This window comes from Acinetobacter minutum (genome assembly GCF_035916735.1).
GTDB lineage: Bacteria > Pseudomonadota > Gammaproteobacteria > Pseudomonadales > Moraxellaceae > Acinetobacter.
Window position 1 is genome coordinate 25,791 of record NZ_JAQIHG010000013.1, and the last position, 22,268, is coordinate 48,058.

Annotated in this window: 20 protein-coding genes; 7 read left to right on the forward strand and 13 right to left on the reverse strand. The window is 47.1% G+C overall.

What is annotated here, in order from left to right:
• The first annotated feature begins 11 nt into the window (after positions 1-11).
• From PAE54_RS07235 to yihA, 3 genes are all read left to right on the forward strand, one after another.
• Positions 12-776 carry a globin domain-containing protein gene (locus PAE54_RS07235; RefSeq protein ID WP_326518956.1) on the forward strand — a complete coding sequence of 255 codons (765 nt, stop codon included), beginning with the start codon at positions 12-14 and terminating at the stop codon, positions 774-776.
• Between the two features lie 99 nt (positions 777-875).
• Positions 876-1,322 carry an RrF2 family transcriptional regulator gene (locus PAE54_RS07240; protein ID WP_326518924.1) on the forward strand — a complete coding sequence of 149 codons (447 nt, stop codon included), beginning with the start codon at positions 876-878 and terminating at the stop codon, positions 1,320-1,322.
• A gap of 79 nt (positions 1,323-1,401) precedes the next feature.
• Positions 1,402-2,244, forward strand: a complete 843-nt coding sequence (yihA, locus tag PAE54_RS07245; protein ID WP_273778383.1) for a ribosome biogenesis GTP-binding protein YihA/YsxC — start codon at positions 1,402-1,404, stop codon at positions 2,242-2,244.
• Between the two features lie 70 nt (positions 2,245-2,314).
• Here the strand turns inward: yihA and PAE54_RS07250 are convergent, their stop codons facing one another.
• Together PAE54_RS07250 and PAE54_RS07255 are read right to left on the reverse strand one after the other, a co-directional pair.
• Complete coding sequence (locus PAE54_RS07250; protein ID WP_326518925.1) at positions 2,315-3,571, reverse strand: dicarboxylate/amino acid:cation symporter; 1,257 nt, start codon at positions 3,569-3,571, stop codon at positions 2,315-2,317.
• Between the two features lie 135 nt (positions 3,572-3,706).
• Positions 3,707-4,579, reverse strand: a complete 873-nt coding sequence (locus PAE54_RS07255; protein ID WP_326518926.1) for an acyl-CoA thioesterase — start codon at positions 4,577-4,579, stop codon at positions 3,707-3,709.
• A 298-nt stretch (positions 4,580-4,877) separates the two neighbouring features.
• Between PAE54_RS07255 and plsB the strand changes: the two genes are divergently transcribed.
• Positions 4,878-7,442 carry a glycerol-3-phosphate 1-O-acyltransferase PlsB gene (gene plsB / locus PAE54_RS07260; RefSeq protein ID WP_326518927.1) on the forward strand — a complete coding sequence of 855 codons (2,565 nt, stop codon included), beginning with the start codon at positions 4,878-4,880 and terminating at the stop codon, positions 7,440-7,442.
• 37 nt (positions 7,443-7,479) lie between these two features.
• On the opposite strand, the gene PAE54_RS07265 is transcribed toward plsB, so the two are convergent.
• Entirely contained in the window at positions 7,480-8,301 is an 822-nt protein-coding gene (locus PAE54_RS07265) for an NAD(P)H-binding protein (RefSeq protein ID WP_326518928.1), read from the reverse strand.
• A gap of 25 nt (positions 8,302-8,326) precedes the next feature.
• Between PAE54_RS07265 and recG the strand changes: the two genes are divergently transcribed.
• Both recG and PAE54_RS07275 read left to right on the forward strand, forming a co-directional pair.
• The gene (recG, locus tag PAE54_RS07270; RefSeq protein ID WP_326518929.1) at positions 8,327-10,372 is read left to right on the forward strand and encodes an ATP-dependent DNA helicase RecG; all 2,046 of its coding nucleotides are present in this window, start codon (positions 8,327-8,329) and stop codon (positions 10,370-10,372) included.
• A complete protein-coding gene (locus PAE54_RS07275; protein WP_326518930.1) occupies positions 10,359-10,988 on the forward strand; it encodes a ComF family protein in 630 nt (209 codons plus the stop codon). The genes recG and PAE54_RS07275 overlap by 14 nt, the downstream gene beginning before the upstream one ends.
• On the opposite strand, the gene PAE54_RS07280 is transcribed toward PAE54_RS07275, so the two are convergent.
• Together PAE54_RS07280 and PAE54_RS07285 are read right to left on the reverse strand one after the other, a co-directional pair.
• Complete coding sequence (locus tag PAE54_RS07280; protein ID WP_326518931.1) at positions 10,985-11,383, reverse strand: NUDIX hydrolase; 399 nt, start codon at positions 11,381-11,383, stop codon at positions 10,985-10,987. The two genes, PAE54_RS07275 and PAE54_RS07280, sit on opposite strands and share 4 nt — an antisense overlap.
• A gap of 2 nt (positions 11,384-11,385) precedes the next feature.
• The gene (locus tag PAE54_RS07285; protein ID WP_273778371.1) at positions 11,386-11,964 is read right to left on the reverse strand and encodes an LOG family protein; all 579 of its coding nucleotides are present in this window, start codon (positions 11,962-11,964) and stop codon (positions 11,386-11,388) included.
• 160 nt (positions 11,965-12,124) lie between these two features.
• Between PAE54_RS07285 and PAE54_RS07290 the strand changes: the two genes are divergently transcribed.
• Positions 12,125-13,138 carry a magnesium and cobalt transport protein CorA gene (locus tag PAE54_RS07290; protein WP_273778370.1) on the forward strand — a complete coding sequence of 338 codons (1,014 nt, stop codon included), beginning with the start codon at positions 12,125-12,127 and terminating at the stop codon, positions 13,136-13,138.
• A gap of 43 nt (positions 13,139-13,181) precedes the next feature.
• Here PAE54_RS07290 and PAE54_RS07295 read toward each other — a convergent pair whose 3' ends face one another.
• From PAE54_RS07295 to dxs, 8 genes are all read right to left on the reverse strand, one after another.
• Positions 13,182-13,472, reverse strand: a complete 291-nt coding sequence (locus PAE54_RS07295) for an STAS domain-containing protein (RefSeq protein ID WP_326518932.1) — start codon at positions 13,470-13,472, stop codon at positions 13,182-13,184.
• 16 nt (positions 13,473-13,488) lie between these two features.
• Positions 13,489-14,133, reverse strand: coding sequence for an MlaC/ttg2D family ABC transporter substrate-binding protein (locus PAE54_RS07300; RefSeq protein WP_273778368.1), 645 nt, complete (start codon positions 14,131-14,133; stop codon positions 13,489-13,491).
• Positions 14,134-14,153: 20 nt separating this feature from the next.
• Positions 14,154-14,837: an outer membrane lipid asymmetry maintenance protein MlaD gene (gene mlaD / locus PAE54_RS07305; protein ID WP_326518933.1), complete on the reverse strand. Its 684-nt coding sequence runs from the start codon at positions 14,835-14,837 to the stop codon at positions 14,154-14,156.
• Positions 14,834-15,613, reverse strand: coding sequence for a lipid asymmetry maintenance ABC transporter permease subunit MlaE (gene mlaE / locus PAE54_RS07310; RefSeq protein ID WP_273778365.1), 780 nt, complete (start codon positions 15,611-15,613; stop codon positions 14,834-14,836). Before mlaE ends, mlaD begins: the two co-directional genes overlap by 4 nt.
• Positions 15,610-16,428: an ABC transporter ATP-binding protein gene (locus tag PAE54_RS07315; protein WP_326518934.1), complete on the reverse strand. Its 819-nt coding sequence runs from the start codon at positions 16,426-16,428 to the stop codon at positions 15,610-15,612. Before PAE54_RS07315 ends, mlaE begins: the two co-directional genes overlap by 4 nt.
• A gap of 412 nt (positions 16,429-16,840) precedes the next feature.
• Complete coding sequence (locus tag PAE54_RS07320; protein WP_326518935.1) at positions 16,841-18,721, reverse strand: DEAD/DEAH box helicase; 1,881 nt, start codon at positions 18,719-18,721, stop codon at positions 16,841-16,843.
• Between the two features lie 416 nt (positions 18,722-19,137).
• Positions 19,138-19,968: an inositol monophosphatase family protein gene (locus PAE54_RS07325; protein ID WP_273778361.1), complete on the reverse strand. Its 831-nt coding sequence runs from the start codon at positions 19,966-19,968 to the stop codon at positions 19,138-19,140.
• A 119-nt stretch (positions 19,969-20,087) separates the two neighbouring features.
• Positions 20,088-22,004, reverse strand: a complete 1,917-nt coding sequence (gene dxs / locus PAE54_RS07330; protein ID WP_326518936.1) for a 1-deoxy-D-xylulose-5-phosphate synthase — start codon at positions 22,002-22,004, stop codon at positions 20,088-20,090.
• Positions 22,005-22,268 lie beyond the last annotated feature (264 nt).

Here is a 22,268-nt window from a genome sequence, read left to right on the forward strand (position 1 = left end):
CCGCCGCTATGATGACCCCACAACAAATCGAAATCGTTAAGTCGACCGTACCTGTTCTACGTGAAAATGGCGTGACACTGACCAGCTATTTTTATCAACGTATGTTGAAAAATAATCCAGAGCTGAAAAATGTGTTTAACCTAGATCACCAAAGTACAGGTCGCCAACCTCGCGCCCTGGCTGCTGCAGTTTTGGCCTATGCGGAAAATATCGAAAATCCGGGTGTTTTGGGCAAAGCGGTAGAACGTATGACCACCAAACACGTGAGCTTAGACATCCAACCAGATCAATACATGATTGTGGGTGAGAACCTGTTGCACTCGATCAGCGAAGTATTGAATGTTCCATTTGAATCTGACCTGATTGAAGCATGGAAACAGGCTTATCTACAGCTGGCTGATATCATGATCGGTGTTGAGAAGCAAAAATATGACACACTTGCACACAACCAAGGTGGCTGGGCTGGCTGGCGCGAATTTGAAATTAAAGCCGTTGAAGCTGCGGAAAATGGCAAACGTATGACCATTGCACCTAAAGATGGTAAAGCAGTGACTCCAGCAGAAGCAGGCCACTTTATTTCTGTGAAAGTTCACGTTAAAAAGCATGGTATTGATCAACCACAACAATTTACTTTTGTGGAAAATCAAGGCAATACCGATTATAGTTTCATTGTAACTCCTGAAGAAAATCCAACTGAATTCTCAGTAGCCAAAATTCTTCTTGAAGACTACCAAGTAGGTGACAGTGTCGAAGTCACTGCTCCAGTAAAGCTCTAAATTAGCAGCTTGAGTTAGAACATCCAGGCCGAGAGTTCCTCCCCTTTGAACTCTCGCGCCAAGATGATCCCCTAAGCTGTCTCTTATGGTTAGGCGATCATGCAATTAAGTAAATTCACCGATTACGCATTACGCGTCCTCATGTATATTTCGCGTCCTCGTGAAATACCCTACACCATTGCCGAAATCGCCAAGGATTTGCATGTTTCGCAAAACCATCTGGTCAAAATCGTTCACTTCATGGGCAAAAAAAACTGGATCGTCACTACACGTGGTAAAGGCGGGGGGATTCGTTTGCAGCCTGAAGCCCTTTTATTACGCATGGGCGATCTCGTCCGTATTTTGCAAGGCGGACAACCGATTGTTGAATGCGGCACCCCACCTTGCGTACTACGCAGTTACTGTGGACTCAAAGGCTTGCTCGATGAAGCAGTGGAAGAGTTCTATCAGAAACTCAATCAACACACCTTGGCTGAAGCTGTGGAACCGATTCAACGTGCCACATCCAACAATGCTTACCCAGCCATCCAACTGCTCAACGTATAATCCTCATATCTGCAATATTCGCGAGAACGCCCGAGTTCCTTTATACTAGGGTTTGATTCAAGAATGACAGTGAAGAGCTATGCATCGCAGCAGTGGAAAATCCAGAAACAGTAAGACCGCGCATACGACCAAGCAAAAGATCAGCTACGAGAAAAAAGTAGATCCTGCGATCAATGAATATGCGGTTCAAGCACTGAACTGGTTACGCAAAGCCGAATTCTTGATGAGTGCGCCCAAGCTCTCTCTCTGTGTGGACGATAGCGGTTATGAAATTGCCTTTGCGGGCCGTTCCAATGCCGGAAAATCGAGTGCGATTAATGCCTTGACCAACCAGAAACAGCTGGCACGTGCTTCGAAAAAACCGGGCCGTACCCAAATGATCAACTTCTTTAGTCTGGGTAATCCCGATCAGCGCCTGGTCGATCTTCCTGGCTATGGTTATGCTGCTGTTCCTGAAGCCATGAAACTGGTCTGGCAAAAAGAGCTGGAAAATTATCTGATTCACCGCAAGAGCCTGCAAGGTCTAGTGCTCTTGATGGATATCCGCCATCCGCTGCAACACTTTGATGTGATGATGCTGGAGTGGGCACACTCACGAAAGCTGTTTGTACATGTGCTCCTGACCAAATCCGACAAGCTGAATCGTGGTCCAGCCAACAAAGTCCTGCTCGAAGTCAAACAAACCCTGAAAAAGATGAAGTTGCAGTTCTCTATTCAGCTGTTTTCTTCGCTCAACAAACAGGGGCTGGAGGAGCTGGCCAGCGTGATGGGAGGTCGTCTGAACTTCACCCTGGATCAGGTGAGCCAATTTGATTTAGATACCATTCCGGAAGCTGTGGAGGACGATGAAGTCGACAGTTTTGAAGAACTCGAAGATTTCCAACCAGAACAAATAACGGATGATGAAGCTGATCAACGCTAAAAAACTCCATCTGAATAAAAAAGCCCAGATCAGTCACAACTGATCTGGGCTTTTTGCTGATGCGTAAATTCTAACTCTTTTGTACAGTGTCGGGTAAATGTTCGACATCTTGTGCATAACGGTCAACCACCACACTAATCATCATATCTCCCTGCACATTGACCACCGTGCGCACAGTATCGAGCAAACGGTCGATAGGTAACAGGATTGCTATCGCTTCCGCTGGCAAGCCAACTGACTGCAATACCATGATCATGGTCACCATGCCGGCACTTGGAATCCCGGGGGCACCGAGAGAAGCGATCATCGCCGTTAAACATACCACCAACTGCTGGGTAAAGTTCAATTCCAACCCGATCAGATTGGCAACAAACAGTGCCGCAGCGGCTTCATACAGAGCAGTGCCATCCATATTCAGCTGTGTCCCCAAGGGAATCACGAAGCCGGCTGTTTGCGGACGAACCCCTAAGTTTTTGCGGGCACATTCGATAGATAGCGGCATGGTCGCTGAGCTGGAGCTAGTGGCAAAAGCCGTCACCAAGGCTATACGAGCACCACGAAAAAAACGCAGCGGCTGCATCCGGCCAAATAGCCACAAAAGTAATGGTAAGACCACCAAGCCATGAAATAAGGTTGTTCCGGTAACCACTGCCGCGAATTCAGCCAACCGGCTCAATACCGAAATATCTTCACTGGCAATCAGTTTTGCTAGCAAGGCAAAAATACCGATAGGTGCCAGTTTCATCACCCAACCTACCAAGGTCATCATCAGCTCAAAAAACTGCTGACTTAACTGACGGAACACATGATAACGATCTCCACCATGTACCAATGCAACGCCGATCAGTAAGGCAAACACCACCACGGCAAGCAGATTCCCCTCACTAAAGGCTTTAAACGGATTGATCAAGGTGTTCTGGATAAAGTTGGTCAAGAATGATGCGGGGGTTAAGCTGTCCGCTGTTTGATGAGCCTGCATGGCACTGGCAAAACTAGTGACATCGATGCCCTTGCCGACTTCAAATAAATGCGCACACAACAAGCCCAATCCCAGTGCCAGAGTCGTGGTCGTAATAAAGCACAAAAAGGTGATTTTCCAGACCCGGCTAAACTGACCGCCTGCTTCCAGGTTGGATACTCCCACGACAATCGAACTAAAAATCAGTGGCACAATCAGCATCTTCAGCGAACCAATAAAAATACTGCTGGCCAGCGCCAAAAGATACAGACTACTGTCAAAAAACTGGCTATGGGGATAGAGATTCAATAAAAAACCAAAGGCGACCCCAAAAATTGCAGCTATCAGAATTTGTGTATTTAGACTCATCACGGTACTTATGCTTGGCTCATTCTGAACGCACTATGACATGCAGCAAATCAACAATCGAGTATTATTTTTTGCCTGCGCAAACAGAAAATAAAAAGCCATCCTGAGCGGATGGCTGCTTGCAACAGGATCAAATTACTGGCTTTCAATTTCACGCAAACGGATCAAACCTTCCTGTACCGTACTGCAGACCAACTGACCATTCTGCCACATGCGGCCAAAGTTCAAGCCTCGTGAACTGGTGGTGACCGTGGCATCCATGTCATACAGCATCCATTCATCGGCACGCAAAGGACGATGGAAATAAATCGTATGATCCAGACTGGCACATTGTAAATTTGGCGTCAAATAGCTCAAACCATGCGGACGCAGTGCTGTGGTCATAAAAATAAAGTCTGAATAAAAGGCAATGATCGCCTGATGCAGGGCTGGATCATCCACTTCAGCTGCGATCGGATCATGGGTACGCAGATAATGGGCGTAAGTGGGAGCTTCGGGCTGCGGCTGAAACGGGTTGTAAGGATTCACCGGGCGAATCTCGATCAGACGCTCACGCATGAAACTGGCACGGACATTGTCCGGGATAAAATGAATCAGGCCATGCTTGAGTTCCTGTTCATTTTTCAGGGCTTCTGGAGATGGATATGCCGGTTCTTCTGGTTGGTAATCCAAAGCTTCTTCAGGATGTGCAAAAGACACCATCGCGGTAAAAATGGTACGACCATGCTGAATTGCATTCACCTGACGGCTAATAAAGCTTTTGCCATCTCGGATCTTGTTGACCTCATACACAATTGGCGCATTGACGTCTCCCCCATACAAAAAGTAGGCATGCATGGAGTGTGCTGGACGATCGGTGGTGTACGATGCGGCTCGTAACGCCTGTCCCAACACCTGACCGCCAAACACCCGTTTTCCCACCAGATTACGACTGATGCCACGGTAAATATTTTCTTCAAGCTTTTCCAGACTTAACAGTTCAACAAGTTCTTGGGTCAAGGCATTCATGAAATATGGATCCTACAATGGGAGAGCTGTATGAATAAGAAAACAGCAAAAAGAACAACAAAAGGGTCTCAGGTGGGCTATTTTGCCATAGCTAAACGATAAAAACCTGTAGATTGATTGACTGGCCTGTCATCATCTGACGCGATTGACTGAGCTAAAAATACGTTTTTTAACGATAAAATGTAGCAAATGACCTACAATTTATCAGACAATATCGTCTTGTTCCGCTACACACAGCTGCAGAATTGATCATCAGGTTTCACGTGCTGCGGTTTTTGTCATTTAGGTAGGAGTCTGTATGTCCAAGCGTGGTTTTGGTCAAATGTATCGACGGTTTTCCAGTAAGTTACTTGACCTCGTGGTAACACCACATGTTCTTGGTGAGGTTCCAACCGAAACCGGTACAACAACAGAAGCAACAACTCCGCGCCAAAAGGTCGTGTGCTATGTGCTGCAGAATTACTCTCGCAGCAATGCCTTGGTGGTTGATGGCGAAGCTCGCCGTCTCAAGTTAAATCCGGCACTTGATCCGTTACGACTGGGCGAACATCAGGAAAAAGCTTCCCTGATTTTCTTGCAGCATAAAAATCAGCGCAACCTTGTCAATCCACCAACACATGCCTTTTCACCGCGTCTGCTGCGCTTGGTCGAACTTCTGGAAAAGCATCCAGATTATGAAGTCGAACTGATTCCTGTTACCGTGCTTTGGGGCCGTTCTCCAGACAAAGAAGACTCCTTACTCAAACTGCTCTTTACCGATACTTGGGCGACACCGAGTCGCGTCAAACAGCTGGTCAATATCGGCTTACATGGTCGGGAATCTTATCTGGAGTTCCATGAAGCGATTTCGTTACGTGCCTTGATCCAGCATGCTCAAACCCAATATCCGAATTTATCCCCTGCGACCTATATCACCAGCCACCTGAATGATTATCTGGATCGTCAGCGTGAGGTAGTACTCGGCCCGGATTTATCCGACCGTCGCAATGTCATGCAGTCCCTGATCAAATCCCGTGATGTGCAGGAAGCGATTCGCCGTGAAAGTATCCGCGGTAAAGTCAGCCTGATTGAAGCTGAACAACGAGCGATTGGCTATCTAAACGAAATCGTTTCCGATTATTCGGCATCGACCGTGCGTTTTGCCGACATGGCACTGACCCGCCTATGGACGCAGCTGTATGATGGCGTGGAGGTGCATAATTTCAGCACCGTGCGTGAACTGGCCAAAGATTACGAAATTATTTATACCCCATGTCACCGCAGCCATATCGACTATTTATTATTGTCTTATGTGATTTATCGTCGTGGACTGATGGTGCCATTTGTCGCTGCCGGCGATAACCTGAATCTGCCATTTGTCGGTCAACTCTTACGCGGTGGTGGTGCGTTCTTTATTCGTCGTACTTTTGGTGGAAATGGACTGTATACCACAGTGTTCAAAGAATACCTTTACAGCATTCTGTCACGTAACACCCCGATTGAATACTTTATTGAAGGGGGGCGTTCACGTACCGGCCGTCTGCTGCCACCAAAAACCGGCATGTTGGCGATGACAGTACATAGCCATTTGCGTGGTCGTTCCAAACCGATTGTCTTTTTACCCACCTATATCGGTTATGAACGCCTGATGGAAGGTTCGACCTATATCGGCGAAATGCAGGGTAAACCGAAAGAAGCGGAATCCTTGCTCGGCATTATGCAAACCCTGCGAAAAATCGAACGCATCTTTGGCAAAGTCCATGTGAATTTCGGTGAACCAGTGTTTCTGGATGATGTACTAAAACAGCATCATGCTGAACACATCACCATTGAGAAAAATGATGATCCGATTCCTGCAGAAATCTCAAGCGCGGTCACTACCGCTGCACAGGTGATTCAAGAAAATATCAATCGTGCTGTCGTCATTAATCCGGTCTCACTGTTATCGCTGATTTTATTGGCTACACCAAAACACACCCTGGATGAAGCCATCTGCATCAAACAGTTAGACGCATATCGCAACCTGTTGACTGCCCTGCCTTACGATGAACGGACACTGGTCACCCCATTATCAGGCAAAGAAATTATTGCCTACGGTCTCAAACTAAAACTGATTAAACGGGTACAGCATGCGCTGGGCGATATTATCGCGATTGAAGACCATCAGGCTCTCTTGCTGACCTATTTCCGCAATAACATTCTGCATGCCTTTGTGTTGCCTTCACTGATCGCCTCTCTGGTTGAACACAACGCCAAAATCAGCCGTACCGATCTAACCAACGTGATTTGTACCCTGTATCCATTCCTGAAAGCCGAGCTATTCCTGAAATGGGGCGTGGAAGATCTCCCGGCCCAGATTGAACGTTATATCGAAGGCTTAATGGGATTGCAGCTGATCAACCAAGATGAAAATGGTGATTTGATCAGCCCAATGCCAAATACCGAAGCGCATAACCAGCTCACTGTCTTGGCTGCACCAGTCAAACAAAGTCTGGAACGCTATTACATGACCTTGGCACTGATTACACAGCGTGGTTCCGGCAATATTTCTGCCCGTCAGGTCGAGGAACTCAGTCATTTACTTGGTCAGCGCCTCTCTGTCCTGTATGAATTCAATTCACCGGAATTCTTTGACAAGGCCCTGTTCCAAAGCTTCCTGAAAGTATTAACACAACAAGGTTACATCCATACCAATTCACAAGGGGCAATTGCCTTTGATGAAGGCTTTAGCGCCGTGGCTCAATATGCCAAACTGGTTCTGGATGATGCCACCCTGCAGATGTTGCAGCACATTACTGCCTTTACCGATGAAGAACTGAAAGAAGCACTCGAGGCAATGGCCGCCCATCAAGCGAAACGCCGCTTAAAACGTAAAAAGAAATAGGCAGCAAAAGGCAACTCTACGGAGTTGCTTTTTTTTATCAGCTAAGCTTGTATTCAGATGACTGTAACTGCGCCAGATAGTCCTGAAAACAGTCCGGATGCTGCAACTGAAAGCCACTGCTCAGCATACGTGACGCATAGATTTTCCGTCCAGATAATGTACTGCTCGTTAACGACAATAACGCTAAGCCTAACTGTTGCTGGAACCAGACAATCACCTCATGCAGCGGGATCGGCTGATTGTTGCTGACAATATAGGATTGTACCGGTTGCGCCAGTTGGGTCAGAAATGCCAAGAAACGTGCCAGATCCTCAATATGGATACGATTACTGTAGTGAATATTGGGGTAATGTTGGGTCTGCTGTGCCAGCTTGCACATCCTGCTAACAGAACTGCCATAAATCCCTGTTGGACGGATAATGGTGACCTGCCCCGGATAAGCCGCCAGCCAAGCCAATTCCATCTGGTGCAGAATCTCAGCCTGAGCATCGGGTGGTTGAATCAGTGTCTCGTCATCCACATATTCCCCGGCATGCTCTCCATAGACCCGGGTGGATGACACCACCACAATGCGCTGCACCGGATGATCTGCCGATGCCTGAACAATGGGTTGCACACTGTTCAGATAGGTATGCTGATAGGCTTCCACTGTCGATTGCTGTGGACTTAGTAATACATACACCCAGTCGACCGGCGCAATCTGGCTTAAATCCAGCTGATGCACGTCCTGAATCAGATGATTGGCAAACGGATCGGTTTTCGGACTCTGGCTGATTGTGGTAATTTGATGACCTTGGCCAAATAAATGTTTGGCAACGCGTTGAGATGTTTTACCATAACCGATAAATAAAATATGCATTTACATTGACCTAGGTTGAGGGGACATGGCGCTGGTCCATCAATTGCAGGGCGTGGGTAGCGCGGCTGCAGCTTTACTAGAAAAACTCAATATCTTCACGACAGAGGACTTACTGTTTCATCTGCCTCGGGACTATGAAGATCGTAGCACCATTATCCCGATGAACCAACTCAGCGTCGGTCGTAGCTATTTATTGGAAGGTTTGGTCAAATCCGTTGATTTTCCACCGGGTAAGCGTAAATCCATGGCGGTTTTGCTGGACGATGATTTCGGTAAAGTTACTCTGCGTTTTTATCATCTGTATAAAGCCTTGACCGATAAAATGCGTGCCGGTAACCGGCTACGGGTCTTTGGTGAAGTTCGGGTCGGTGCTCGAGGGCTGGAACTCTATCACCCAGAAATTCAGCTGATTACTGAACACACGCCATTACCGAAAACCCAGCTCACCGCTATTTATCCTAGCACCGAAGGTTTAACCCAAGCCAAAATACGTGATTTTGTACGGCAGGCGCTGGCTGAGCATAGTGACCATCTGGCTGAGTTGCTACCGGCTCAATTCAGTAATGGCTATGCCCTTAAAGAAGCGCTGCACTATATTCATGAGCCACCACTCAGCGCCAATATGCAGCAATTATTGCAAGGCTCCCATCCTGCCCAGCAACGGCTGATTTTTGAAGAACTGGTGGCACATCAGCTCAGCCTATTAACCAGGCGTGCCTATATTCGCCAGATTCAAGCTCCCGCTTTCGCACCAAGCCAAGACTTCGCTAAACAGCTGCTCGCCAGCCTCCCCTTTCAGATGACCAATGCACAGAAACGGGTCAGCAAAGAAATCATTACCGATCTGAAACAGAACCGCCCCATGCTACGGTTGGTACAAGGAGATGTCGGTGCCGGAAAAACCTTGGTAGCAGGTGTAGCCGCCTGTCATGCACTGGAAGCCGGCTGGCAAGTGGCTTTAATGGCACCCACGGAAATTCTGGCAGAACAGCATTATCTCAATTTCAAACGCTGGTTCGAACCGCTTGGAGTCCAGGTGGCTTGGCTTTCCGGCAAACAAAAAGGCAAAGCCCGTGCTGCCGCAGAACAGCAAATTCTGGATGGCTCAGCACAACTGGTGGTCGGAACCCATGCGCTGTTTCAAGACAATGTTGCCTTTGCCAAACTGGGTCTGGTCATTATTGATGAGCAGCACCGCTTTGGTGTTGACCAACGTCTGGCTTTACGCAACAAAGGCAAGGGTGAATTGACCCCGCATCAACTGGTCATGACCGCCACGCCTATCCCGCGTACTTTGGCGATGAGTGCCTACGGTGATCTGGATACCTCGATTATTGATGAACTACCGCCGGGTCGCACCCCGATTCAGACAGTGACCATTCCGTTGGATCGCCGTGAAGAAGTCTTGCAGCGCATTGCCAGTAATTGCCTGGACGGCAAACAGGCCTATTGGGTCTGTACCTTGGTAGAACAATCGGAAACTCTAGATGCTCAAGCCGCTGAAGCCACCTATGCCGAAATTAAGGAGCGTTTTCCAGAACTAAAGATTGGCTTGGTCCATGGCAAGATGAAAGCCGATGAAAAGCAGGCGGTGATGCAGCAATTTAAGGACAATCAACTGCAACTGCTGATTGCCACCACCGTGATTGAAGTTGGTGTCGATGTGCCGAATGCCTCGATTATGGTCATTGAAAATGCCGAGCGTCTCGGCTTATCGCAATTACACCAGTTACGTGGTCGTGTCGGACGGGGAGCAAAGGCCAGCTTCTGTGCCCTGTTATATAAAACACCGCTCTCACAAAATGGCCAGGAACGTTTACGGATTTTACGGGAAAGCAATGATGGCTTTGTGATTGCGGAAAAAGATCTGGAATTACGCGGACCGGGTGAACTGCTTGGCACCAAACAAACCGGAGATCTGGGCTTTCGTGTCGCCCGCCTAGAACGTGATGATCACCTTTTGGCTCAAGCCCATCATGTGGCACAAGAGATTTTGAGCCATTATCCTGAGCACGTTACACCCCTCCTAAAACGCTGGTTACCTGAGGCACCGCGTTATGCCTACGTCTAGATTTGATCCTCTGAACTGGTTGCGGCAGCAATTGCCCTGTATTTTATGTGGGATTGCCAAGCAACAGCAGCATGCGGTCTGTCTGCACTGCTGGCAACAGTTACCCTGGCTGAAACAAACAGTGATCCGACATGAATTAGAGATCATGGTGGCCTGTCATTATCACTATCCGCTGGATCGCATTATTCAGAAATTCAAATACCAGCAGCAACTCCACTATCAGAGATTACTCGCAGGCTGCTTATCACAACTTAAACTGCCCCGTATCCAAGCAATTGTACCGATGCCGATTGCCACTGAACGTTTAGCCAGCCGTGGCTTTAACCAGTCCATCTTACTCGCCAAAATTCTGGCCAAACAGCTGAATGTGCCGGTCTGGCAACCTATTAAACGACAATCTCAACATGCACAAAAGGGCTTATCCCGCCTGGAACGGATCGAAGATATTGAAAACCAGTTTCAGATTTTTCATCCTCAATCCATTCGCTACCGGCGTGTACTGATGCTGGATGAGGTCGTCACCACCGGGAGTTCATTACATGCGTTGCGTATTCAATTACAGTCTCTGGGCTGTGAACAGATTTATGCCTGTTGTGTTGCGGCAGCCGAACTTTAACAGACCTGTAATTGCTGCTGACACCAGGGAATGACGATGTCTCGGGTCAAGGGAGCGAGCGGTGTGGTTTGATCATCTAAATCACTCCATTTCATTTCAGCAATTTCAGCTGCAATCTGAGGCTCCTGTTTGAGTTGCACCTCATAAACATAACTGACCAGCAGATGATTCGGCTCATTTGCCGTGGCAGTTTCAAATCGCCCCAGAAACTGCAGAATCTCAGCCTCACAGCCAACCTCTTCCTGAATTTCACGCAACATGGTTTGTTCGGGTGTTTCATGGGCTTCGAGCTTACCGCCCACCTGCATAAACATCTGAGTCTGCTGTTTACGCACCAATAATAACTGCTGCTGTGAATTCAAAATCACTGCCGCTGCCACGGTAATCACATTCATATTTAGGCTTCTGCTGGCTGATTCCATTTCGGAACAGGCGGTTGATAGGCAGCAAAACGCTGCAGGATTTCTTCAAAATTGTCAGAACGGATCAGTTTGTCGACATGACGATCCAAGGTAAATCCACATTGCATCGATATATCCATCATGGCAAACATGGCATCGTAATAACCAGCCACATTTAAAAAGGCACAAGGTTTTTGATGGATGCCCAATTGCGCCCAGGTCCATTGCTCAAAAATTTCTTCAAATGTGCCTGAACCACCCGGCAAGGCAACAAAGCCATCCGCTAATTCCGCCATTTTGGTTTTACGTTCATGCATGGTATTCACGATATGCAGTTCAGTTAAATGCGGATGGGCAATCTCACTTTCGACCAACAAATGCGGCATAACACCAATCACGATGCCACCGGCTGCTAAGGCACTATCCGCCATTACCCCCATCAGACCACTACAACCACCACCATAGACCAAGGTTAAGCCACGCTGTGCCAATGTCTGCCCGACTTCACGTGCAGTCTGGGCAAAGTGTTCGGCATGCCCTAAAGCTGACCCGCAATAGATCGCAATTGATTTCAACGCAACGCTCCTGAGTTTTTTGTTACAAAGTTGACATTTTACTCGTTTATGCTTGATTCAGAATTATTTTTCAAAATAATACGCACACGAGTGTATTTCTGACTAGCCTTGGCTAAAATAGCCGCATTCCTTTTAACAGTACTGCGCAGGGAGCAATCACATGCTTGAAGCCTTTTATGCCACAGAGCGCGGTAGTTTAGAAGATGCCACCATCAATGGTGGTTTCGATTTGCATTCCGATCTGGTGTGGATTGATCTGATTGCACCTTCACAAGAAGAACAGCAGTGGGTGTTAGATGCCTACGAGCGCAATTTGCCGACACTGAAATCACTTGAAGATATTTCGTCTTCCGCGCGTTTCTACAGGGACGACGACGGTATTTTACACATCAGTACGTATTTCTTGACCAAAAATAAAAATTATCAGGTCGAGGCGGAAGCAGATGATGCCAGTAACATGTTAGCCACCGTACAAACTGTTGCCTTCATTTTACATAAAGACCGTCTCTTTACCTTACGGGGTGAAAAGCTGGTTGCCTTCCGGGCTTTCCGTGCACGTGCTCGCCGCAATGATTATGAAATGGATTATAAAGAGCCAACCTGGATTCTGCTCGGTTTGCTCGAGGCCAAGCTAGATGAGCTTGCGGATATCTTGGAAGATATCCACAAGGACCTGGAAAAATACTCCACTGAAGTGCTGAATAACCACCATCGTGAACAGATTCTCGATCTGGATGACATGATTACCCGTCTGGCACAACAAGAAGATGTCTTGGGGAAAGCTCAACTGTGTCTGATTGATCTACGCCGTGTTCTAACCTTTCTTTCACGTCCACGCGCCTTGGGCAGCCATATTTATGATGCCGATATTCGCGAGTTGAGCGAAGATGTCCGCTCACTGGTCGAACACGATGCATTCCTGTTCCAGAAAGTTCGCTTCCTGCTCGATACCACATCAGGATTCATTAACACTGAACAAAGTGACACAATCCGTCGCTTCTCGATTTTGCCGAGTATGCTCGCACCTCCAATGCTGATCGCCAGTATTTACGGGATGAACACTGAAGTATTGCCATTCGCACATGGCACCACCAGCTTCATGGTCGTAATCTGTATTCTGATTTCATTCTTTGTCGGCCCCCTGTTATATTTCCGCTGGAAAAAATGGATCTAATAAAAAAGCACCATCAGGTGCTTTTTTATTAGATGCAATCTTGTTAGGCAATCAGCTGTAAATCATCCTGCAAATGACAAGCCTGAATGATTTTCAGCATTTTTTCTGGCACAGCCTTGAACTGTAGGCCTTGGGCATTGGGGGTTTTGCGCAACCATTGCACTAACACCGCCAGAGCCACGGTATTGCCCTGCTCCAGCTCAGCCAAGTTCACCACCAGTGGAAATTGTGCCTGGGACTGAATCAAGCCAAGTCCCTGACGATAGACCGCTTCTGCATTAGCAAAATCAATTTTTCCCGACAGTACCAATTCCTGATTCAGCAACTTAATCACACTACACCTGCTTCAATTATTTCTTTTTGCCATTTGCATTAACCGCTGCTTCCGCATCCGGCTCAAAGTTCGCAATTGCTTTATCGAGGTTATTACCATTACGTTTAACCGTTGCCGCAAACTGGTTACGGAACTGTAAACCTAGGTCAATGCCAGCCACGTTGATGTTACGGATTTTCCATTGGTTACCTTTGTCAGCCAACTGGAACGACACCGGGGTTTTTTCACCACCATCAATAAAGTCGATAGTTACCACTGGATATTTGCTGTTGGTCGCTTTATATGGACGAATACTATAAGTCTGATTCGTATACTTCGCAAAAGCTCCGCCATAGTTTTCAATCAGTGTTTCACGGAAGTTTTGCTCAAAACGTGCACGTTGCGCAGCCGTGCTGTATTGGTTGGTCGCATAAGTTCCCATCACAATGCGGGTAAAAGCCTGTGCATCAACATAAGGATCAAGCTTTTGACGCACAATCGCTTTCACAGCCGCCGGATTGTTTTGCAACTTGCTACGGTCTGCTTTTAAGCGCTCAACCAAACCGTCAGCCACACGTTTAATAAACACAGGCGGTGCTTCTGCCGGTGCTGCAAATACGCTACCCGCAATCAAGGTTGATAGAACACTCGCCGTGAGTGTTTGTTTTAACAACGTGTTCACTAAACTTACTCCTTTCAGGCTTATTCAACAAATGAAGCTTGTGCTTCAGACGCTTCAGTTGTTTCTGCCGGGGCTGCACTTTGATCAGCATTGGTACCTTGCGCTGATTTGCTCGCACCACCGGTAATAAACTTATTAATTAAATCTTCAAGATCCATCGTGCCTTGGGTATTCGCTACACGCTCACCACGCTTGATGTAGTTAAGCCCACCGCCTGGTACAACTTTCAAATACTTTTCACCCAACAGACCATTGGTCGCTACCATGATATAAGCATCCTCATCAATACTGGTGATGGATTTCATGTTCGCAATTTGTTGCTGTTCCATTTCTTTTTGTTTTTCTGGTGTTGCCTGCTGATATTCAGAACTGTAACGCAACTCTTCGAGTGCATTATTCTGCACGGTTTTTAGCTGCTCGGCATTGAATGAAGTCATTTTGCCATCTAGGGCAAAAGTCACGGTAGCCAAACGAGTCACTGGATCCAAGCTAATTTCCTCAACACGGCCAATCGTGACACCACTCATGGTTACTTTGGCACGCGGTTTTAATCCATTCACGTTGTCAAAAGTCGCTGTCAAGGTATAGCTGTCACGCAAATTGGTACCTGATAAACCACTGACTTTCATGGCCAAGAAAAATAATGCAACACCGAAGATAATGACAAAGATACCGACGGCCAGCTCACTGGTACGTGACTTCATTTAATTCCTCCGAACATGACCGCAGTCAACACAAAATCGAATCCTAAAACACATAATGACGAATACACCACTGTACGGGTGGTAGAAGTCGCGATTCCATCAGAAGTCGGGACACAGGCATAGCCCTGATATACCGCAATCCAGGTACAGATCAAGGCAAACACAACACTTTTAATAATGCCATTGACGATATCATGGTGAAATTCCACGCTGTTTTGCATACCGCTCCAGAAGGAACCTTCATCCACACCGAGGAAATCCACGCCAACCATTTTACCGCCGAGAATACCAATTGCAGAAAAGATCACGGTCAACATTGGCAAACTGACGATACCCGCCCAAAGACGTGGCGAGACAATCCGTTTCAGCGGATCAACCCCAATCATTTCCATACTAGCCAGCTGTTCTGTGGCTTTCATCAGACCAATTTCCGCTGTTAAGGCAGAACCAGCACGACCCGCGAACAACAAGGCTGTCACGACAGGCGCGAGTTCACGTAACAAGGTTAACGCAACCATGGTGCCCAGCATTGCCTCACTGCCGATATTGACCAGAATCGAATGGCCCTGTAAGCCTAAAACCAGACCAATAAACAGGCCAGAAACTGCAATAATCAGCAGTGACATCACACCGACCCGGTACATCTGGTAGATAAACAGCCTGACGCCTAACCACGTTGGCATGGAAAAAATAATTTGTGCCAGCATCAGGGTGGCTACCCCAATACCTTGGACACTTGCAATAACGCTTCGGCCTAAGGAGGCAATGGCATTCATGCACGCACCTCATGACTTAAATACGCTTTATGGCTAAATTGATAATCCACTGGGCCTTCCATCGAGCCTGTCAAAAACTGCTTAACAAAAGGAATATCACTCGCTTGTAATTCAGCAGGCGTCCCCTCACCTTGTACGACACCTTCCGCCACGATATAAATATAATCGGCAATCGAAAGGGTTTCATGCACGTCATGCGAAACAATAATGGTAGTTAAATCCAGAGCTTCACGCAAAGAACGGATCAGACGGGTTAATACGCCTTTCACAATCGGATCCTGACCCGCAAAAGGTTCATCATACATGATCAATTCTGGATCTAAAGCGATCGCACGCGCCAAGGCCACACGACGGTTCATCCCGCCAGAGAGCTCAGCAGGCATGAGTTGTTCAGTACCACGTAATCCTACTGCTTCGAGCTTCAATGCAACGAGTTCGGCAATCAGATTCTCAGGTAATCGGGTGTGGGCACGTAAAGGGAAAGCAACGTTTTCATAAACTGAAATATCGGTAAACAGCGCACCCGTTTGAAACAGCATGCCCATACGAGCACGAGCAGCAAACAGTTCCTGACGTGACATGTGATTTAAGTTTTTACCTTCGAGCAAAACTTCCCCATGCTCTGGCGTCAACTGACCACCAATCAAGCGTAACAAGGTCGTCTTTCCGGTGCCAGAGGGTCCCATAATCGCGGTAATCTGACCACGACGAATCTGAATGTTGACATTGTCATAGATGACGCGTTGTCCGCGCTTGAAACTCAAATTTTTGACTTCAATCAGCGAATCGGTCTGGAGCGCAGTAGAATTATTCATGGCTGAGCGGTTTCCTGCATTTTTTCAGCCCGCATACTATACCCTGAATGGCAGGAAATTTGTTACTCTTTCATATAAAAGCGATAGCCTGACTAAAGGTCAACTCATCAGTGATGGGAGAGTCAATAGAGAAGAGATGTTTTATTTTTTTTGTTATAAAAACAATAGATTAAGCAGAAATTTGATAAAGAAAATAAATAATATTGACAAGTAAAAGCAGAATGAACAGATAAGGCATATATACTCCGAGCTTCGATTCATGCCACACAAAACGGTCTACTTTAAGATCCATAGTTCTCATATTTTACTTTAAAATTTGATGTAGTATACATTTTATAGGGATCAATAGAAATCCTTCAGTTACAAAAAAACCAGTGTAAAAACACTGGTTTTTTTGTTGAACTTTCACGTTTTAGTCGTTGAATTTACGACGACGGTCGCCAAAGTCACGACGTGGACGATCTTCACCACCAAATGACGGACGTTCGCCACGCGGTTTATCAGAGAAGTCACGACGTGGGCGATCCGCATTGAACTCGCGACGTGGACGGTCTTCACCACCAAAACGACGTGGTTGCTCACCTGCCGGTTTGTTAAAGCCACCAGTACGCGGTTTGTAATCTACACGATTACCACGGTTGTCATCATTGCTGTCAAAACGAGGCTTATCAGCAAAGTCACGACGTGGACGATCCGAATTGAACTCGCGACGTGGACGATCTTCGCCACCAAAGCTGCGTTGTGGACGGTCGCCAAAGCCACCTTCACGGCGCGCTGGACGGTCACCAAAATCACGTTTCGGACGGTCATCACCGAATGGACGGTCACCACGTGGTTTGTCAGCAAAGCTGCGTTGTGGACGGTCACCAAAGCCACCTTCACGGCGTGCTGGACGGTCACCAAAATCACGTTTTGGACGATCTTCACCAAATGGACGGTCGCCACGTGGTTTGTCATCGAAGCTACGGCGTGGACGGTCATCACGACCACCTTCACGACGCTTGAAGTTGCTTTCGCCTTCAAAACGACGACCACCGCCAAAACCACCACGGCCACCTTCACGACCACCACCATGGCGTTTATTACCGCCACGACCACCATCACCACGACCAGAACGTGCTGGAGGTGGAGATGGCTCTAGGCCTTCAATTTCAGACACATCCAAACGTGCCTCTAAATAATCTTCAAGCGCACGAATCTTGCCACGTTCACGGTAAGTCGCTAAAGTCACCGCCTGACCTGTACGACCAGCACGACCTGTACGACCGATACGGTGTACATAGTCTTCGTGTTTCATCGGCAAACCGAAGTTGATCACGTGTGAAATTGTTGGTACGTCAAGACCACGTGCAGCAACGTCAGTTGCAACCAGAATTTTTGCACGACCTTCACGGATACTACGTAAACGACGGTTACGTACGGTTTGTGGCATAGCACCGTGTAATGCAACCACAGAGTGACCTGCTTCCGCCAACTCTTCAGCTAGCATATCCGTGTCTTCTTGTGTGCTGGCAAACACAACCGCTTGATCTAAAGTTTCATCATTTAACCAGTGGGTGAGCAACTTTTTCTTGTGCTCGAAACCATCGGTCCAGTGCAATGTCTGGGTAATATCGGTATTGGTTGAATGACCTGTTTCAATTGCAATACGTAGCGGATCCTGCATCATACATTCAGCAAGACGGATAATACGGTCAGCAAACGTTGCAGAGAACATCAAAGTTTGTTTACGGTTCGCCGCTAATTCGCTAATCGCTTCCAAGTCTTCAGCGAAACCAAGATCAAGCATACGGTCTGCTTCATCTACGATTAAAGCATCTACTTTATCAAGCTTGATCTGACGACGGTTGACCAAGTCAAGTAAACGGCCTGGTGTCGCAACGACAACTTGAGCGCCTTTAAGCTGTTGGATTTGTTTAGCGAATGGCATACCGCCCATAATCGCTGCAATACGCACACCTTTCATGTGACGTACAAAGGCAATCGCATCTTGGCTGACTTGTTGTGCCAATTCACGTGTTGGTGAGATCACCAAAATATTCGGTTGAGTGACAGCACGCATACGCTCCTTGAATGGAACGAAGGTGTCTTGACCTGCCAAAGCATTTAATGTTGGAAGTAAAAAGGCAGCGGTTTTACCTGAACCGGTTTGGCTTGAAACTAAAAGGTCCTTGCCTTCTAGCGCTGCAGGAATCGCTTGTTCTTGTACAGGAGTTGGGGCTGTAAAACCCAAGTCTGCAAGGGCTTGAGTAAGGGATTCATGCAAAGAAAAATCAGCAAAAGTTTTGCTCATAGAGAGTGTTCACCCTAAATGGGTGCTCCATTATAAATACAGTATGGACATCGGCAAAATGCGGCACAGCGACTAGAGCTGAAAAATAGGATTCAGCGGCGATCCGTGTAACGACGATGTGGATTAAACGCACGCATGATTGCAGCCGTAACCTGAAGGAATCGCTTAAGCGATTGGGGCGCGAGGAATCGTCCTCTCTATGGACAGTACGCGCATACACAATGATTAGAAGATAATGTTCAGGTAATGAACGGAAATTTAAGTGCGTCGGCGGAGTATAACAGAAAAAAGACAAATGTCATGCGCTTTTGCGATTATTTTACAAAGCTTGACCAATTATACATTACAGGTACCTACATAAATGAAAAAAGCCCTCAATTTAGAGGACTTTCTCAAATCTTTTTTAGTACAGGAATTTATTTAGCTGCATCCGCCCAAGCAGGGACAACAGCTTGCATCAAAGGTTTCAACATTTTCATTGAACATGCCAGAACTTGGCCATTGTCCGCAGAATCTGTACCCCCACGCGCATCAACCAGCGTACCGCCCGCTTCTTTCACTAAAAGTTCACCAGCAGCGATATCCCATGGTTTTAAACCGAGTTCAAAGAAACCATCAAAACGACCCGCAGCTACGTAAGCTAAGTCTAATGCTGCGGAACCACCACGACGGATATGTGCACCGGCTTTAGTGACAGCCAACAAACTTGCAAAATGCTGTTCAGCGTAAGAGACCACTTCACCATTACGCGTAGCACGGTACGGATGACCTACCGCCAGGAAGGTATTCGCCAAGCTGTCTTTAACATTGACTCGAATACGACGCTGATTCATCACCGCACCACGACCACGGCTGGCAGAGAACATCTCGTCACGTACCGGATCGTAAATCACACCGTGTTGAGTGATCCCTTTGTGTTGTACAGCAATAGAAATACAGAAATGCGGAAAGCCGTTAATGAAGTTTTGTGTACCATCCAGTGGATCAATCACCCAGCACCAGTCTGCATCGTGACCTTTACCTTCCTGAAAACCAAATTCTTCACCAAGGAAACTATGATTTTTATAACTTTTACGCAGCGTATCAATGGTCAACTGCTCTAAATAGCGGTCTACACGTGTTACCGGACCATCGATGCCTTTATCTTCTACCTGTAGATCGAGTTTATGACGATTCTGATGTGCTTTTAAAAGCTCTTGACCAACTGTTTGAGCCGCACGCGCAGCCATCACCACCATAGGTTCCATTGAACACCCACTACAAATTTTGAAGATTTTGACAAAGAATAATGCATAAAAGCGCATACATTTTAACAAATGAATGCACTTTTAGGGAAAAAATGTTGCGAAAAATTTAAAGCAGGGCTTTAGGCTGTCTGTACAAGTTTCAACCATGCTTTTTCTATGGCTTTTTGAATTCCAACAGCATCTAGACCGCAATCCTCAAGCATCTGTGCATGGGTTGCTTGTGGCAAGAATGAATCGGGCAATCCAAGATTCAGTACCGGTTTAACAATTTGAGCTTGTGCCAGATATTCATTGACCGCACTACCTGCACCTGCCATGACCGCATGTTCTTCTACGGTCACAAACAAACTGGTACGTTCAGCAAGCTGCTGAATCAGTGTTTCATCTAGTGGTTTAACAAAACGCATATTCACCACGCGTACACCCACTTCACGCAGCTGAGCAAGCTGCTCTGCAGCTTGTAAAGCGACAGCTACACGACTGCCAAAGGCCAAAATCGAGATCTGCTCATCCTGTTGTGGATGGAATTCCGCAAGGATTTCCGCTTTACCAATGTCCAGCACAGTCATTTGTTGTTGAATTTCAACGCCTGTCCCTTGCCCACGTGGGTAACGCACCGCTGCAGGTCCCGGATAAAGATAGGCAGTATGCAGCATCTGACGGCATTCATTTTCATCTTTCGGTGCCATAATCAGCATGTTGGGTACGGTACGCATATAGGCGTAATCATAAGCACCCGCATGCGTTGGGCCATCCTCACCAACCAGGCCAGCCCGGTCAATCGCGAAAGTCACATCCAGATTTTGCAGAGCCACGTCATGGATCAACTGGTCATAGCCGCGTTGCAGGAAGGTTGAGTAAATTGCAACAACAGGTTTTAAACCTTCACAGGCCATCCCCGCTGCCAAAGTCACCGCATGCTGCTCGGCAATCGCCACATCAAAGAAACGTTGCGGATACTGCTTGGCAAACTTCACCATGCCCGAGCCTTCGCACATCGCTGGGGTAATTGCCAGCAAACGTTGATCCTGAGCGGCCTGATCACACAGCCATTGTCCAAAGACATCAGAATATTTCGGGCTGGCTTTTTTCGGTGGTGCGACTAAAGGTGAAGTTTTGATTTTGCTAATCGCATGGTAAGTAATCGGATCAGCTTCGGCAGGTGAAAAACCCTTACCCTTACGGGTATAAACATGAATTAAACGCGGACCACTGCGTTTTTTCAGCGCATTAAAAACCTGAACCAACTGCTCAACATCATGACCATCAAACGGTCCGAAATAGTCAAAACCGATGGCTTTAAACAGGTTGTCTGCAGCATCTGTCGCCGATTGATGCAGACGTGAATTATACGTCCACTGTGGGTGCGGCTGAATATAGGCTTCGCCATTTTCATCAATATTGACGAAGTGACCTTTTTCCCAAATGGCTGCCAGATGTTTGGCAAAACCACCAGTACTGCAGGAAATCGACATGTCGTTGTCATTCAGCACGACCATCAGGTCGGCATCATGTGCGACCGCATCGTTCATGGCTTCGAATGCCATACCCGCCGTCATGGCACCATCCCCCACCACGCAGACGACTTCACATGGATTATTTTGATAGCGGCGTGCCAGTGACATCCCTAAACCGGCAGAAATCGCGGTCGAAGAATGACCAACGCCGAAAGTATCAAATTCAGATTCTTCACGTGCAGGGAAAGCAGCGAGACCATTTTTAGCACGGATCGTGGTGAGCTGTTCACGGCGTCCCGTCAGAACTTTGTGTGGATAAGCCTGATGACCGACATCCCAAACCAAACGGTCATGTGGCGTATTGAAACAGTAATGCAGCGCAACAGTCAGTTCGATCACACCGAGATTGGCACCAAAATGCCCGCCACTTTGCCCAGCAGCATACAAAATATACTGACGCAACTCATCTGCCACTTGTGCAAGCTGGCTTTGCTCGAGCTGACGTAATTGTTGGGGATGATCAATCGCATCCAACAATGGCGTAACAGGGCGTTGAGTTGGAATTTCGGTATACAACATATATGGCAAAGCCTTCTAAAGCCTGGCAGATCCGAGCTGGGTCAATGGGTTAGCGATAAATGATGAACATTATCGAATGGAATCACCTTTAAGCAACCACATTTGTAGTGATGTCATTTTGCGTATTTTCGCATACATCGCGTACGGCTTTGTGTGGTGCAGCAGATTATCCTGAATAATCTTACTATTTATCAACTATTATCGTGCGCTTTATACAAAAAAGAAAATGTTATGCATAAATTCATAATGGCAATTCTACCAATG